This window comes from Blautia sp. HCP3S3_H10_2 (genome assembly GCF_052122375.1).
Lineage (GTDB): Bacteria > Bacillota > Clostridia > Lachnospirales > Lachnospiraceae > Blautia_A.
This window is the reverse complement of record NZ_JBQKCL010000017.1, coordinates 1-16,116: the sequence shown is the minus strand read 5'-3', so window position 1 is coordinate 16,116 and position 16,116 is coordinate 1. Positions and strand designations below refer to the sequence as shown.

General features: G+C 42.1%; 16 protein-coding genes, 1 tRNA gene, 1 rRNA gene and 2 pseudogenes. 19 read left to right on the top strand and 1 reads right to left on the bottom strand.

Annotation, left to right across the window (positions count from 1 at the left end; genetic code table 11):
- Nucleotides 1–70 precede the first annotated feature (70 nt).
- From ACTQWB_RS15870 to ACTQWB_RS15800, 15 genes are all read left to right on the top strand, one after another.
- On the top strand, nt 71–646 hold the full coding sequence (locus ACTQWB_RS15870) for an ATP-binding protein (RefSeq protein WP_441502465.1): 576 nt from the start codon (nt 71–73) through the stop codon (nt 644–646).
- Nucleotides 647–691: 45 nt separating this feature from the next.
- Nucleotides 692–1,240, top strand: coding sequence for a hypothetical protein (locus ACTQWB_RS15865; RefSeq protein WP_441502466.1), 549 nt, complete (start codon nt 692–694; stop codon nt 1,238–1,240).
- A gap of 76 nt (nt 1,241–1,316) precedes the next feature.
- Nucleotides 1,317–1,445 carry a hypothetical protein gene (locus ACTQWB_RS15860; protein ID WP_441502467.1) on the top strand — a complete coding sequence of 43 codons (129 nt, stop codon included), beginning with the start codon at nt 1,317–1,319 and terminating at the stop codon, nt 1,443–1,445.
- A gap of 94 nt (nt 1,446–1,539) precedes the next feature.
- Entirely contained in the window at nt 1,540–1,875 is a 336-nt protein-coding gene (locus ACTQWB_RS15855) for a plasmid mobilization protein (protein WP_441502468.1), read from the top strand.
- A 164-nt stretch (nt 1,876–2,039) separates the two neighbouring features.
- Nucleotides 2,040–2,234 carry a hypothetical protein gene (locus ACTQWB_RS15850; RefSeq protein ID WP_441485336.1) on the top strand — a complete coding sequence of 65 codons (195 nt, stop codon included), beginning with the start codon at nt 2,040–2,042 and terminating at the stop codon, nt 2,232–2,234.
- Between the two features lie 411 nt (nt 2,235–2,645).
- Entirely contained in the window at nt 2,646–2,984 is a 339-nt protein-coding gene (locus ACTQWB_RS15845) for a helix-turn-helix domain-containing protein (RefSeq protein ID WP_441502469.1), read from the top strand.
- Between the two features lie 386 nt (nt 2,985–3,370).
- Nucleotides 3,371–4,840 carry an aminotransferase class I/II-fold pyridoxal phosphate-dependent enzyme gene (locus ACTQWB_RS15840; RefSeq protein ID WP_441502470.1) on the top strand — a complete coding sequence of 490 codons (1,470 nt, stop codon included), beginning with the start codon at nt 3,371–3,373 and terminating at the stop codon, nt 4,838–4,840.
- A gap of 6 nt (nt 4,841–4,846) precedes the next feature.
- On the top strand, nt 4,847–5,431 hold the full coding sequence (locus tag ACTQWB_RS15835; RefSeq protein ID WP_441502471.1) for a guanylate kinase: 585 nt from the start codon (nt 4,847–4,849) through the stop codon (nt 5,429–5,431).
- A gap of 200 nt (nt 5,432–5,631) precedes the next feature.
- On the top strand, nt 5,632–6,621 hold the full coding sequence (gene holB / locus ACTQWB_RS15830; protein ID WP_441502472.1) for a DNA polymerase III subunit delta': 990 nt from the start codon (nt 5,632–5,634) through the stop codon (nt 6,619–6,621).
- A gap of 1 nt (nt 6,622) precedes the next feature.
- Nucleotides 6,623–7,522 carry a PSP1 domain-containing protein gene (locus ACTQWB_RS15825; protein ID WP_441502473.1) on the top strand — a complete coding sequence of 300 codons (900 nt, stop codon included), beginning with the start codon at nt 6,623–6,625 and terminating at the stop codon, nt 7,520–7,522.
- The gene (locus ACTQWB_RS15820; RefSeq protein ID WP_441502474.1) at nt 7,515–8,255 is read left to right on the top strand and encodes a tRNA1(Val) (adenine(37)-N6)-methyltransferase; all 741 of its coding nucleotides are present in this window, start codon (nt 7,515–7,517) and stop codon (nt 8,253–8,255) included. The genes ACTQWB_RS15825 and ACTQWB_RS15820 overlap by 8 nt, the downstream gene beginning before the upstream one ends.
- A 62-nt stretch (nt 8,256–8,317) precedes the next feature.
- A complete protein-coding gene (gene rsmI / locus ACTQWB_RS15815) occupies nt 8,318–9,157 on the top strand; it encodes a 16S rRNA (cytidine(1402)-2'-O)-methyltransferase (RefSeq protein WP_441502475.1) in 840 nt (279 codons plus the stop codon).
- Between the two features lie 209 nt (nt 9,158–9,366).
- Nucleotides 9,367–11,289, top strand: a complete 1,923-nt coding sequence (gene gyrB / locus ACTQWB_RS15810) for a DNA topoisomerase (ATP-hydrolyzing) subunit B (RefSeq protein WP_441502476.1) — start codon at nt 9,367–9,369, stop codon at nt 11,287–11,289.
- Nucleotides 11,290–11,304: 15 nt separating this feature from the next.
- Nucleotides 11,305–13,854: a DNA gyrase subunit A gene (gene gyrA / locus ACTQWB_RS15805; protein WP_441502477.1), complete on the top strand. Its 2,550-nt coding sequence runs from the start codon at nt 11,305–11,307 to the stop codon at nt 13,852–13,854.
- A 15-nt stretch (nt 13,855–13,869) separates the two neighbouring features.
- Entirely contained in the window at nt 13,870–14,427 is a 558-nt protein-coding gene (locus ACTQWB_RS15800; protein ID WP_441502478.1) for a hypothetical protein, read from the top strand.
- A gap of 69 nt (nt 14,428–14,496) precedes the next feature.
- Here ACTQWB_RS15800 and ACTQWB_RS15795 read toward each other — a convergent pair.
- A pseudogene (locus tag ACTQWB_RS15795) lies at nt 14,497–14,604 on the bottom strand (DUF6783 domain-containing protein).
- Between ACTQWB_RS15795 and ACTQWB_RS15790 the strand changes: the two are divergent.
- The 4 genes and pseudogenes from ACTQWB_RS15790 to ACTQWB_RS15775 form a co-directional block, all read left to right on the top strand.
- Nucleotides 14,575–14,694 (top strand): annotated as a pseudogene (locus ACTQWB_RS15790) (DUF6783 domain-containing protein); the annotation flags it as partial. The pseudogenes ACTQWB_RS15795 and ACTQWB_RS15790 sit on opposite strands and share 30 nt — an antisense overlap.
- Nucleotides 14,695–15,411, top strand: coding sequence for a lysophospholipid acyltransferase family protein (locus ACTQWB_RS15785; RefSeq protein WP_441502479.1), 717 nt, complete (start codon nt 14,695–14,697; stop codon nt 15,409–15,411).
- A 159-nt stretch (nt 15,412–15,570) separates the two neighbouring features.
- Nucleotides 15,571–15,658: transfer RNA gene (locus tag ACTQWB_RS15780), tRNA-Ser, on the top strand.
- Between the two features lie 348 nt (nt 15,659–16,006).
- A 16S ribosomal RNA gene (locus ACTQWB_RS15775) occupies nt 16,007–16,116 on the top strand; the annotation flags it as partial.

Genomic DNA, 16,116 nt, shown 5'->3' with positions numbered 1-16,116 from the left:
TGACTACGAAAGAGGGAGATTTTGTGAATACGCATACACAGGCAGCGTCTCAGATGACGGAGGAACCAATATGGAAGAGAATCTTATTCTTTGCGCTGCCGCTGATGGTGGGAAATCACTTCCGGATTCTGAAGATTTTGCATTTTTGAGAGATTTAGGACTGATAAAAACAGATGGAGAAATTGAAAAGCTGACAGTTGCTGGACTGTTATTCGTAGGAAAACAGTCATCCATAAGCAGATTGCTGCCATCAGCAGAAGTGATTTATTTACATTACAGTGCAGATAACCTGGAAGAATATGATGCACGATTGGATATGCGTCAGCCGATTGTATCAGTCTTGGATCGACTTACGGAAATTATACAAAACGATAACCGGATTTTGAATGTTCAGATTGGACTGTTCCGGTTGGAGATAGCGGATTTTTCGGAAAAAGTATTTCAGGAAGCATTGTTAAATGCGATGTCTCACAGGGACTATCAGAGTATGAGTGCTGTATATGTAAAGCATTATCCGGATAAAATTGTGATCGAGAATCCAGGTGGATTTTTGGACGGTATCACGGAAAAGAATATCATTACACATCCATCAGCTTCTCGTAACAAGCTAATTGCCGAGACGTTACAGCATTTAAAATATGTGTAGAGCACCGGACAGGGCGTGGATATTATTTATCGGGAAATGGTATCTATGGGAAAACCATATCCGGAATATCATGTGTTTAGCGATGCTGTTTCTTTGACATTGCGTAGTTCGGTTGAAGATATGTCTTTTGTAAAGTTTGTTGTTGCCGAGCAAGAGAAAAAGCAGATTATTTTATCATTAGCGGAGTTAATGATCCTGAGATATGTAACAGAAAATAAGCAAATTAAGTTGTCTGATGCAAAAGACCCGGTACAGCTATCCTTAGAAGATACAAGGAAATGTTGCCTTAATCTGGTAAAACTGGGATTGATAGAAACTGTTGGTAAGGAATATATGCTGACGGCCAGAGTTTATGAAATGGTCAAATCAGATGTACAATATACGCGTGATAAGGTTGTCCAGTATATAAAGGCAAAACAGATGATTGTGGATTATCTTGAAACGAATGGTACCATTACAAATGTATCGATCCAGGAACTCTGTGGATTTACAAAACAGCAGGCCAGAGCAACAATTGATAAAATGCGAAAAGAAAATATTATCGATATGATCGGTAAAGGAAAAGCTTCAAAATATGTTCTTGTTAAGTCATGATACGAGTGTTCACTCGGAAAAACTCGAAAAGCACTCGAAAAAACTCGTATATTTCAATATTGTATGAAGTTCCCAGATGATGGGGAATTTATCCGGCGGTGCACCTGAGGGTGTGCCGCTATTATTTTTAACGGATGAATATTTTTCAAAATTTCCTTTATTTTTGGAAAAAACTTTGTCCTTAGAATATGAAGGGATTGTTTAGTAGAGCAAGGACAGCCAGTGGTGCCCCATCTGACGAAAACAGAACCGGATCCCTGACCAATTCTGAAAAAAGAAAAAAATGAAAGGAAAAAATTATGGAAAACAGAAAAAGAAATATTCAGATGCGCTTCTGGGTTACATCAGAAGAAAAGAAGTTGATCCGTAGAAAAATGTACATGGCAAAGACAAATAATATGGGTGCGTATCTCAGAAAAATGGCAATTGATGGTATCGTTGCGAATGTTGATATGACATACCAAAAAGAAATGTTTCAGGAGATGCACAAGATTGGTGTGAATGTAAATCAGCTTGCAAAAGTTGCAAATACGACTGGTGCAGCAACACCTGAAGATATAGTTGAGGTGAAAGGCATGTTGGATAATTTATGGCATATACTGAAACGTGATGCTCAGTGGATTAAAGAGCAATAGGTTTTGTAAGATTTTAGCCTGAATCTTACTTGCGATAACAGATTCTGTTCCAGATCTGTGCAAAAAACAGAAGGGGGCATTTCATAATGTTTGTCTTTCCTTGCGCAGGGAAGACAATGGAATTACAAAAAATATTAGAAATGTAACGGAAGGAGACAAGTTAAATGGCAGAAATTAATTATCCGGATAAATATAAAAACAAATTGTTTCTTACGGTAAAAGATATGATGGAAATCTTTGGGATTGGAGAAAATCTGGCATATCAGTATTTGAAGGAAGCACCTTTTAGAACGGAAAGGGTCGGATCAAAGATTATGATTTTTTCCAATTCATTCTGGGCATGGTACAACATGCTGTAAGCAGATGAATATTAACGATTGGGAAGCTGAGAATGCTTCCCATTTTTTGAATAGAGAATACAGCTTTTGAAATGGCTGCAACTTCATTTTAATCAAGTCGGTAATGATAATTATTTCTGATCTCCACAAAAAGGAGATCCAGACCTCTACAGAAAATAGTCCAGACCTCCACAGAAAAGAGATCTAGATCTCCACAAAATAGAGGTCTAGACCTCCACGAAAAACACACTAATAATACTAATAATAACAAGACTGATAGGAATAAGACAGATTTATCTATTATAGCGATTCTGCCTCTGTGCATGACACATTTCTTATCCGGAATGAAATAAAGGTAACGCTTTTTGCATTCGGAGACCGCATATAATGGGCTCTGTGGGCGCTATTTTCATATAGGTGGTACCATTGTCCATGAACTCAAAAATGGCAGGGAAAAGCGTTACCTTTTTAAGGAATAATATTTCAAAATGCCTATTGATGCAATGCATAACATATGATAAGCTATTATTGATAGAGGTGGTTATAATCATGGATGTTCAGAAGGAAGTAAAGTCACTTAGAGAAAGTATGAATATGAACAGAAGAGAATTCTGTGAATACTTTGATATCCCGTATCGTACAGTAACTGATTGGGAGGCTGGAAAAAGATCTATGCCAGACTACGTTTTCCGGCTCATGGAATACAAGGCAAGAGCTGAAAAAATGCTTGTAAAAGATCAGGATCGGGAGCCAGTACAGCGCTGCGACTAATGCTCTGGTAAAGTGCGAAGTGGGGTGTTCTTCGGAAAGTATAGTATCCTCATTTGTACTTGAAAAAGAGTAATAATGCAGACGCTTGAGGAGCACTTTCTGAAAAACTTGAAATTTGATGAAAATTCTGGTAGTTTTTAAAAACTACTGCAAAAACTACCAAAGAACCTACCAAAACAAAAAAGGTTAAAGATTCGATTAAAAAAATAAAAAAGGAAAAAAGCGGAATTCTTCCCATAAATAAAGGGTTTTTCCAAGGAAAAACGTGGTAAAAAGAGGGATTCCGGGGTGGTCCAAACGGGCTATAGATTTAAAGTATAAAGAAGACAAAGTGACCTGTAAGATGGACTCATGAAAGTGGAGTCCGTATCGGACTGTGAGGTAAAATGGAAAGACTGTATAAAGAACTGGAGAATTATGGCAAGTCAGATTTTTATCCTTTTCACATGCCAGGCCATAAGAGAAACCAGGCATGTATGGAAGGAGATTTTCCCATTGACCGGGACATTACAGAAATAGATGGATTCGATGATCTGCATCATTCTGAGGGAATCCTGCTGGAAGCGCAGAATGCCTTGTCCAGAATGTATGGAACCAGGAAAAGCTTTTTCAGTGTAAATGGAAGTACAGCCGGACTTCTCACCGCTATTTCTGCCGCAGTAAAAAAGGGCGGTCAGATTCTGGTTGCCAGAAACTGCCATAAAGCTGTTTATCACGCAATTTATCTGAGAGAATTGATTCCCACATACATTTATCCACATTCAGATAACGATTTGGGGATAAATGGCGCCATTTCCGTATCCCGTGTGGAAAGATGTCTGGAAGAAAATCCTGAGATAGAGGCAGTTCTGATCACATCGCCTACTTACGACGGTGTGGTTTCGGATGTGCAGAAAATCGCAGAGACTGCACACAGACATGGCGTACCTTTAATCGTGGATGAAGCCCATGGCGCGCATTTCCGGTTTTCAGAGTATTTTCCAGTGTCAGCAGTTGATCTGGGTGCAGATGTGGTGATCCAGAGCTTTCATAAAACTTTGCCAGCTATGACCCAGACAGCAGTGCTTCACCTGTGCAGTGACCGGGTAAGCGAGAGTCTGATCCACAGATTTTTTGGAATTTACGAGACCAGCAGTCCATCTTATATTTTGATGTCCAGTCTGGATGCCTGTGTGGCAAAGCTGGAGAAGGACAGCCATAAAATGTTTGCTGAATTTACGGATAATCTGGAAGCAGCAAGAGAAACACTGGGAAAATGTAAATATATACGTCTGATTCCTACTGAAGAAAATTTGAAGGAAGCGCAGGAAAAAAGAGAAATTTTTGATTATGACCGCTCGAAACTGCTTCTCTCGACGAAAAACAGTACCTTAAATGGACCGAAGCTTTCCGGAATTTTGCGAAAGAGATATCATATTGAAGTGGAAATGACCACGGAAAATTATGTGCTTGCCCTGGCAGCAGTGGGGGATACGAAAGAGGGATTCCAGAGACTGTGTAAAGCAGTGGAAGAGATTGACAGGCTGGAAGCAGCTAAAATGGAAAGTAAGAGCAGTTCTTATAAGAACAGTTCTTATAAGAGCAGTTCCATGAAGCAGATGATGTCTATTGCCCAGGCAATGGATGCACCATCCCAGCTTTGCATTCTGGAAGAAAGCGTAGGCAAGATCTCTGCTGAGTTCGTATACCTTTATCCACCTGGGATTCCCATTATTGTTCCGGGAGAACAGATTACTGGACTTTTTATTCGGAATGTGAGAAGATACATGGAACAGGGGCTGAATCTTCATGGTCTTTGTGGAGAGAATGATGAGAAAATAAATGTGGTAAGGGAGCAGGCTCTAGAGCCTGTTTGAAAATCTATGGGAAAAATATTTTACATTATGGGAAAGAGTGCATCCGGGAAGGATCATATTTATGCAAGACTGGCTGCACATGAAGAGTTGAAGCTGAAGAAACTGGTGCTGTATACGACGCGGCCAATAAGAGCTGAAGAGGAGAATGGCAGACAGTATTATTTTGTGGATGATAAGAAATTAGAAGAATTCCGTAGTAAGGGAAATCTGATCGAAGCAAGAGCATATCAGACTGTACATGGAATCTGGACTTATTTTACAGCTGATGATGGACAGGTGAATCTGGAAAAGGCAGATTATCTTGGAATCGGTACTTTGGAATCTTATGTAAAAATGAGAGAATACTATGGGAAAGAAGCTCTTTGCCCGGTTTATATTGAGGTTGAGGATGGAGAGCGTCTGGCCAGAGCGTTGAACAGGGAACGAAGTCAGACAACACCAAGGTATGAGGAAATGTGCCGGAGATTTCTTGCAGACCAGGAGGATTTTTCCGAAGAGAAAATTAAGGCAGCAGGAATCAAAAGAAGATTCCAGAATGTCAGTCTGGAAGAATGTGTAGAAGAAATCGCAGATTATATCAGGCTTTCATAAACTCTTTTATATGGCATTGTTCACACATTTGTTTCTGGAATTTCAGAATAAATTCACAAAAAACTATAGCATGATTCTGTGGTACATGATAAAATCAAAGTAACTGTTCAGAGTCAACTTAACAGTTATAAATTAAAAAGAATACATGTAGCTGTAAATATACCAGACAGCAGCGAAAATGATAGGGTGAGGTGATTCCGATGTTAGGGTTTAACGATATAATAGGACATGAAGAGATAATCAGACATTTGAAGAATGCCATACAGACAGAGAAAGTGTCCCATTCGTATATTTTTACAGGTGACCCTGGTTCTGGAAAGAAATTACTGGCAGGAACCTATGCCATGACATTGCAGTGTGAGGAAGGCGGTACAGAGCCTTGCGGACATTGCGATTCCTGTAAGAAGGCTATTGGTAAGAATCACCCGGATATCATTATGGTGACCCATGAGAAGCCAAATGTTATTACAATTGACGAGATCAGGGAACAGGTCATCAATGATGTGGATATCAAGCCATATTGCAGTCCGTATAAGATTTATATTGTGGCGGATGCAGAGCTGATGAATCCCCAGGCGCAGAATGCCCTTCTGAAAACCATCGAGGAGCCGCCGGAATATGCAGTCATCATGCTTCTTACAAGCAATATCGATGCTTTGCTGCCTACGATCCGTTCCAGATGTGTCCGTCTGGATCTGAAAGTAGTAGATGACGGTCTGGTTAAGAAATATCTGATGGAGCATCTTCATGTGCCGGATTACCAGGCTGAGATCGATGCTTCCTATGCACACGGCAGTATCGGAAGAGCGAAGCAGGTTGCTACATCCCAGGATTTTGCAGATATGACCCAGAATGCCCTCCGTATTCTGAAAAATGCAGATGGGATGGAGGTATATGAGCTGACAGAGGCAATCAAGGAGCTTGCAAATGACAAGCAGAACATCAGCGATTATCTGGATCTTTTCCAGTTCTGGTTCCGTGATGTATTGATGTTTAAGGCTACAAGGGAAGTTGATAATCTTGTTTTCAAACAGGAAATAAATTATATAAGGGAACAGGCAAGCCAGCGTTCTTATGAGAATCTGGAGAAAATTCTGGATGCACTGGAGAAGACGAAGGTACGTCTCCGTGCAAATGTAAATACAGAGCTGGCTCTGGAGCTTCTGTTCCTTACGATCAGGGAGAAATAGAATGGCGAAAGTAGTAGGCGTAAGATTCCGGAATGTAGGTAAGATTTATTACTTCAATCCGAAGAACTATAAAGTGAAACCGGGTGATCATGTAATCGTAGAGACAGCCCGCGGTGTTGAGTATGGAAAGGTGGTGCTTGCACCGAAAGAAGTAGCGGATGACCAGGTGGTACATCCTTTGAAGGAAGTACTCCGGGTAGCTACCCAGGATGATGATGACAGAGAGAGGTATAACAGAGAACGTGAGAAAGATGCGTTTAAGATCTGCCAGAAGAAGATCCGCGAGCATGGACTGGAGATGAAGCTGATCGATGCAGAGTATACCTTTGATAATAATAAAGTGCTGTTCTATTTTACAGCAGACGGCAGAATCGATTTCCGTCAGCTGGTAAAAGACCTGGCAGCTATTTTCAAGACCAGGATCGAGCTTCGACAGATTGGTGTAAGAGATGAGACGAAGATTCTCGGGGGAATCGGTATCTGCGGCAGATGCCTTTGCTGCCATACCTACCTTTCGGAGTTTGCACCAGTATCTATCCGAATGGCTAAGGAGCAGAATCTATCACTGAACCAGACCAAGATTTCCGGTGTGTGTGGAAGACTGATGTGTTGTCTGAAAAATGAGCAGGAGACCTATGAGGAGCTGAACCGCAGACTTCCTGGAATCGGAGATACAGTAACCACTCCCGATGGAATCCAGGGTACTGTGCAGAGTGTAAATGTACTCCGCCAGCTTGTAAAAGTAGTTGTAGAAATTGGCGATGAGAAAGAGATTCAGGAATTTCCTGTAGGAGAACTGAAATTCCGTTCCAAGAAAAAGAAAGTAAAAGTATCTGAACAGGAATTAAAGGAACTGCAGGATCTGGAAGATAAAAAGGGAGATTCCAAATTAAATGATTAATGATCTTGTGAAGGAGAACGAACGGGTGGATGACCTGCAGAACGGGTATTATATCATCCAGGATCCCCAGAAATTCTGCTTCGGTATGGACGCTGTTCTGCTGTCTGGATTTGCCAGGGTGAAAAAGGGAGAAAGGGTTCTGGATATGGGAACCGGAACTGGTATTATTCCGGTACTCCTTGCGGCTAAGACTAAAGGGGAGCATTTTACAGGTCTGGAAATCCAGGAGGAGTGCGCCGAAATGGCGTCAAGAAGTGTGAAATATAACAGCCTGGAGGACAGGGTCAGTATCAGACAAGGTGATATTAAGGAGGCTGTCAGCATTTTCGGGGCGGCTTCTTTTCATGTTGTCACATGCAATCCGCCATACATGATCGGACAGCATGGACTGACCAATCCACATATGCCCAAGGCGATTGCCAGACATGAGATCCTGTGTACTCTTGAGGACGTGGTGAGCCAGGCGTCTAAGCTTCTGGGCGACAGAGGCCGTTTTTATATGGTACACAGACCGTTCAGGCTGACAGAGATAATGAATGTTCTCACGAAATATAAGCTGGAACCAAAAAGAATGCAGCTTGTTTATCCTTATATCGACCGGGAGCCGAACATGGTGCTGATAGAAGCATTGAAGGGTGGAAATTCCCGTATCACAGTGGAAAGACCACTGATCGTGTATGAGAAACCTGGTGTTTATACGAAAGAGATTCTGGAAATGTATGATATGATCTAGACCTCGTTGATCTGGCGTATCTGTTAAATAGATTTTGCAATGGTTACAGAAGGGGAAAGAATATGAGCGGTAAATTATATTTATGTGCCACGCCAATAGGAAATCTGGAGGATATCACGCTTCGTGTGCTTCGTGTTCTGAAGGAAGTGGACCTGATCGCTGCGGAGGATACCCGAAACAGCATCAAGCTTCTCAATCATTTTGACATAAAAACACCGATGACCAGTTACCATGAATACAACAAGGTGGAAAAAGCCTATACTCTCATTGAGAAAATGCAGGAAGGGCTGAATGTGGCACTGATCACAGATGCCGGAACTCCTGGAATTTCTGATCCGGGTGAAGTGCTGGCTGCAATGTGCTATGATGCCGGAATTGAAGTGACCTCTCTTCCCGGCCCGGCAGCCTGTATTACTGCACTGACCCTGTCTGGACTTTCTACCCGCAGATTTGCTTTCGAAGCCTTCCTTCCACCAGATAAAAAGGAACGGAAAGCTATTCTGGAAGAACTGAAAAATGAAACCCGCACGATCATTCTTTACGAAGCACCCCATCATCTGGTTGGTACTCTGGAAGAATTGTATCAGGCTTTAGGAAACCGCAGAATGACTCTTTGCCGGGAGCTTACCAAGAAGCATGAAACGGCATTCCGTACTACGATAGAGGACTTGATCGCTTATTACAAGGATCAGAAGCCTCTTGGGGAATGTGTCCTGGTAATTGAGGGACGCAGCAGGAAAGAAATGGTACAGGAGGCCCAGGAATCCTGGAAGGAAATCTCGATAGAAGAGCATATGAAGATTTACGAGGAGAAAGGCCTGTCACGAAAAGAAGCGATGAAAGAAGTGGCAAAGGACAGAGGCGTGTCAAAAAGGGATATTTATCAGGCTCTGATTCAATAAGTAAAAAATGAACAAAAGAAGGGCAGCAGAATCGAAAAATTCTGTTGCCTCTTTTTATGCAAGAAATGGCTTTTAACTGGCAAAAACGGGGATTTTGTGATATAATAAATTTGTATTTTTATGCGCAAAAACAGGAGACAGACAGGCAGCAGAAAGATGCTGCGAGGAAGCTCCTGTGAGTTTTAATAGATCATAGCAGGAGGAATATCATGGGCGAAACAAATACGGAATACGGAGCGGACCAAATCCAGATTCTGGAGGGTCTGGAAGCCGTTCGTAAGAGACCCGGTATGTACATTGGAAGCACATCCAGCCGCGGTCTTCATCATCTGGTATATGAAATCGTGGACAATGCCGTAGATGAGGCACTGGCCGGTTACTGTACAGAAATAAATGTAGCAATCAATCCTGATAACTCCATCACAGTTGTAGATAACGGACGAGGCATTCCGGTAGGAATTAATCATAAAGCTGGTATCCCGGCTGTGGAGGTGGTATTTACCATTCTTCATGCCGGCGGTAAATTCGGTAGTGGAGGATACAAGGTATCAGGTGGTCTTCACGGTGTAGGAGCGTCAGTAGTTAACGCTCTTTCTGAGTGGCTTGAGGTTACTGTCTGCAGAGAAGGCAGGAAATATGAGCAGCGATACGAAAGAGGTAAGACCATGTATCCGCTGAAAGACGTAGGAGAGTGTGGAGATCTTACAGGAACTACCGTTACTTTCCTTCCGGACAAGCAGATCTTTGAAGAGACAGTATACGATTACGATATTCTGAAACAGCGTCTTCGAGAGATGGCATTTCTTACCAAAGGACTGAAGATCGTACTTGTAGATAAGCGAGAAGGCATGGAGCGTGAGAAAACTTTCCACTATGAGGGTGGAATCCGCGAATTTGTCACTTATCTGAACAGAAGCAAAGAAGCTCTGTATCCGGAGATTATTTACTGCGAGGGTGAGAAGGACGGCGTAGCCGTAGAAGTTGCCATGCAACACAATGATTCTTACACAGAGAATACTTACGGTTTTGTAAACAATATCAACACTCCTGAAGGCGGTACCCATATTACAGGTTTCAGAAACGCCATTACCAATACATTTAATGATTACGCCAGAAAGAACAAGCTTCTGAAAGACAGCGAGCCGAATCTTTCCGGTGATGATATCCGTGAGGGCCTGACAGCCATTGTCAGCGTCAAAATCGGCAATCCTCAGTTTGAAGGCCAGACTAAGCAGAAACTGGGCAACAGCGAGGCAAGAGGGGCTGTAGACAGCGTTGTAAGCAAACAGCTGGAGATTTTCCTGGAACAGAATCCTACTGTGGCTAAAGCTACTGTAGAGAAGTCAGTGCTTGCACAGAGAGCCAGAGAGGCAGCACGTAAGGCACGAGACCTTACCAGAAGGAAATCCGCCCTGGACAGCATGTCTCTTCCTGGTAAGCTTGCAGATTGTTCTGATAAGAATCCTGAGAATTGTGAGATTTATATCGTAGAGGGAGATTCCGCGGGTGGTTCTGCGAAGACAGCCCGTAACCGTGCTACACAGGCAATCCTTCCTCTTCGTGGTAAGATCCTGAATGTAGAGAAAGCACGTCTGGACAAGATTTATGCAAATGCAGAGATTAAAGCGATGATCACGGCATTTGGTACCGGAATCCATGATGATTTCGATATTTCCAAGCTGAGATACCATAAGATCATCATCATGACTGATGCCGATGTGGATGGAGCGCATATCGCTACACTGCTTCTTACTTTCCTGTACAGATTTATGCCGGAGCTGATCAAACAGGGATACGTATATCTGGCACAGCCGCCTCTGTACAAAATCGAGAAGAACAAAAAGGTATGGTATGCTTATGATGATGATGAGCTGAATACCATTCTTACAGAAATCGGACGAGACTCCAACAATAAGATCCAGCGATACAAAGGTCTGGGCGAGATGGACGCGGAACAGCTTTGGGAGACCACTATGGATCCGGAGAAGCGTATTCTTCTCCGTGTAACAATGGATGAGGCTGCTTCCTCAGAAATTGACCTTGTATTTACCACCTTGATGGGAGACAAGGTAGAGCCAAGACGTGAGTTCATCGAAGAGAACGCGCGCTTTGTAAAGAATCTGGATATCTAGGGGAGATAGAACAATATGGATGACAAGATTTTTGACCAGGTCCATGAGGTGGATCTGGAAAAAACCATGAAAGAATCTTACATCGAATATGCTATGAGTGTTATTGCCTCAAGAGCACTTCCAGATGTAAGGGATGGTTTGAAACCGGTACAGCGAAGAGTGCTGTATTCTATGATCGAATTGAACAACGGTCCGGATAAGCCACATCGTAAATGTGCCCGTATCGTTGGTGATACCATGGGTAAATATCATCCTCATGGTGACAGCTCTATTTACGGAGCACTTGTAAATATGGCCCAGGACTGGTCTTTCCGCTATCCGCTGGTTGACGGACATGGAAACTTCGGTTCTGTGGATGGTGACGGCGCAGCTGCCATGCGATACACAGAGGCCAGACTGAGCAAGATTTCCATGGAGATGCTTGCTGATATTAACAAAGATACTGTAGACTTCCAGCCGAACTTTGATGAAACTGAGAGAGAGCCTAAGGTGCTCCCATCCCGTTTCCCAAATCTGCTGGTAAATGGTACTACCGGTATTGCCGTTGGTATGGCTACCAATATTCCGCCGCACAATCTTCGTGAGGTTATTAATGCTGTTGTAAAAATTATCGATAATACTGTAGAGGAGCAGAGAGAGACTACTATCGAAGAGCTTCTTGATATTGTAAAAGGTCCTGATTTCCCTACCGGCGCTACAATTCTTGGAAGAAGGGGAATTGAGGAGGCATACCGTACCGGCCGTGGAAAAATCCGTGTGCGAGCCGTGACGAATATTGAGACTCTGCCAAATGGTAAGTCCCGCATTATCGTTACAGAACTTCCATATCTGGTAAATAAAGCACGCCTGATCCAGAAGATTGCGGAGCTTGTCCGTGACAAAAAGATCGATGGAATCACAGATCTGAATGACCATTCCAGCCGTGAGGGTATGCGTATCTGTATCGATCTCCGCAAGGATGCAAATGCTAACGTTGTACTGAACCAGTTGTACAAGCATACCCAGCTGCAGGATACCTTTGGTGTGATCATGCTTTGCGTGGTTCCGCAGGGAGACAGCCTGGTTCCGAAGGTACTGAATCTGAAGGATCTTCTAGAGCATTACCTGGCACACCAGGAGGATGTAGTTACCAGAAGAACCAAATATGATTTAAATAAAGCACAGGAACGTGCCCATATTTTGGAGGGCTTGCTGAAAGCCCTGGATAACATTGATGAGGTTATCCGTATCATTCGTGCTGCCCGTAATGTCCAGATCGCCAAGCAGGAGTTAATGGACAGATTTGAGCTGACAGATGTGCAGGCCCAGGCCATTGTAGATATGCGTCTGAGAGCTCTTACCGGTCTGGAAAGAGAGAAGCTGGAAGCAGAATATGCAGAATTGGAGGAGAAAATCCGCAAATTCCTGGCAATTCTTGCAGACAGAAATCTTCTTCTGCGCGTGGTAAGAGAGGAAATTCTTGCAATTGCTGAGAAATATGGCGATGAGAGAAAAACTTCTATCGGTTACGATGTATATGATCTTTCTACAGAGGATCTGATCCCAAGGGAAAATACTGTCATTACCATGACAAAGCTTGGTTATATCAAGCGAATGACAGTAGATAATTTCCGCAGTCAGAACCGTGGTGGACGTGGAATCAAGGGAATGCAAACCATTGATGATGATTACATCGAAGAACTGCTTATGACCACCACCCATCATTATCTGATGTTCTTTACAAATACGGGACGTGTATACAGGCTGAAAGCATACGAGATTCCGGAGGCAGGAAGAACCGCAAGAGGTACAGCTATTGTAAACCTTCTGCAGCTTATGCCAGGTGAACGTATTACAGCCGTTATTCCTATGCGCAAATTCGAAGAGGGTAAGTATCTGGTTATGGCAACCAAGAATGGTCTTGTGAAGAAAACGCCAATGGAAGAGTATGCAAATGTGCGCAAGACAGGTCTTGTTGCGATCACACTGCGTGATGACGACGAGCTTATCGAAGTGAAAGCTACCGACAATACGAAAGATATTATGCTGGTAACGAAAGATGGTATGTGCATTCGTTTCAAAGAAACTGATGTAAGAAGTACCGGAAGAAGTTCTATGGGCGTACGTGGCATGAACCTCGATCCAGGAGATGAGATTGTGGCAATGCAGCTGAATTCCCAGGGAGATTACCTGTTGGTAGTATCTGAAAATGGTATGGGTAAACGTACTGCCATGAGTGAATTTACCTGCCAGAACCGTGGCGGTAAGGGCGTAAAATGCTATAAGATCACCGAGAAGACTGGTAATGTAATTGGAGCAAAAGCAGTCAATGAAGAGAATGAGATCATGATGATCACCACAGAGGGAATCATTATTCGTATTACCTGTGCCGGAATTTCCATTCTTGGAAGAATCACATCTGGTGTGAAGCTGATCAATCTCGATGAGGGTGTAACAGTAGCCAGTCTTGCCAAGGTACGGGAAAAAGTAGAAGAAAATGCAGCAAATGGCAGCAGTGAGGAGCCTGTTGAAGAACCGGAAGAGGTTATAGAAGAGACTTCACAGGATACAGATGAAGAAGAATAAAAGGAATCTGTAAAAATGAAAAAGAAGACCAGAATATTAATCCTGGGCATTGCTTTGGTTTTGACCATGGCAATGTCCGGGTGTGGTGTAAATCACAAGTCACCAGAAGGAGTTGTAGAGGCTCTTATAAAGAATTACGTAAGTGGAAGCGAAAAAAATGTGAAAAAGTGCTATTCTCAGAATAAAGACACAAACGAACTTCTTCAAAGTGAAATTGATGCCACTTTGAAATATTTCGCTGCCCATAAACCAGGTAAAGTAAAAGTAGAGCAGTGCGATAAGCTTTCCGAAAATGGTGATTATACTTATGTGTATATTATTTATAACCTGGTTTTAGAAAATAGCCAGGAGTATCCTTGTGTGGGAACTTATATGGTTGAGAAAAATTCCGGCAAATATTATGTGATGTCACCTTCTGAGATTACAGATGAGCTGAGAAATCAGGCTGCGACAGATTATGCGAAATTTATGACGACAGATTCTTATAAGAGTTATACAAAAGCATATAATGTATTTATAAAAAAGAATCCGGGATATGAAGAGAAAATTGCGAATAAATTGAACGCAGAATAGAAAGGGGCTGCTGCAGGATGAATGAATCTTGCAGTGGCCTTTTGCCATATTCTGTACATTTTATGAGCTTTACGAATTTGAGCGTGTTTGAAAAATCATTCCTGCAATCTGCACGCCCCACTTTGCGGTATATTTTGCCTTCTTTCAGTTGGCGTAGCCCGCTACGCCGCCTTCAATCAGACAAAATCTCCCACAAATTGTGACGCACATCTTGCAGAAAGCTTTTTTCAAATACGCTCCAGAGCCTGTTTGAAAAGGAGAACGTAAATGAAAAGAATCATTGTTATGGTATTGAAAAATATTTTATTCGTGCCCTACTACTGGATTATGCTGAACTGGTATGCTGCACATGTAGACAAGTATACAGAAGAACAACGCTACGCAATGCTGAAAAAAATCGATCATGCAGCTAATCGTGGCGGAAATCTTCACATAGATGCCCATGGAGTAGAAAACATTCCTTCACAAAATGGGTTTATATTCTATCCGAATCATCAAGGCTTGTATGATGTACTTGCCATAATGGAAGTGTGCCCGGTTCCGTTCTCAGTAGTTGCGAAAAAAGAGGTGGGAAATGTACCATTTTTGAAACAGGTATTTGCCTGTATGAAAGCCTTTCTTATTGACAGAGAAGATATCAAACAGTCTATGCAGGTGATCATTAATGTAACAAAAGAGGTAAAAAAGGGAAGAAACTATCTCATTTTTGCAGAAGGAACAAGAAGTAAGAATGGAAATCATCCACAGGAATTTAAAGGTGGAAGTTTTAAAGCTGCCATGAAAGCAAAATGCCCTATCGTGCCAGTGGCATTGATCGATTCTTACAAAGCTTTTGACACCGGCTCCGCAAAAATGCTGGATGTTCAGATCCATTTTTTGAAACCTATGGAATATGAAGAATATAAAGATATGAAATCGACAGAAATTGCGGCTGAAGTAAAAAGAAGAATCGAAGAGACAATTCAGGCGAATGAGAAACATTGAAAAAGTCATAGAAAAAAAGATATTGAAAAAAGCTTATTGAAAAAAGTAAAAAAATTAAAAAAAGTTGTTGACAAGAAGTAACCTTTTACGTATAATAACAAATGCGTTATGAAAAACGCGCACTCCACAATTTAACATTGGTTAAGTAGTTCGGAGACTGGAGAAGTACTCAAGAGGCCGAAGAGGTGCCCCTGCTAAGGGTATAGGTCGTTAACGCGGCGCGAGGGTTCAAATCCCTCCTTCTCCGTTTTAATTTTTTGAAGAATTTGAAAAATTCGAAAAAAATTAAAAAAAATATTGACAAAGCTTCTAACTTATGATAAAGTAGACAAGTCGTCAACAAGACAAAAAACTTCATCAAAAAAGTTTGAAAAAACATGAAAAAAGTTCTTGACAAACGAAAAGAGATGAGGTAAAATAAGCAAGCTGTCGCAGAGAAATGACAGCGAACAACCTTGATAACTAAACAGTGAAACACATACGATTCTCGAAAATTTCTTTTACAATTATCATTCAAAGAGAATGAACTTTAAAAAACAGTAATGACGAGAGATAACTAAGCTAGTTGGTTGTCTTGAGTGCATCAAACTACATTTTATCAGAGAGTTTGATCCTGGCTCAGGATGAACGCTGGCGGCGTGCTTAACACATGCAAGTCGAACGGGAAACATTTCATTGAGGCTTCGGCGGATTTGGTCTGTTTCT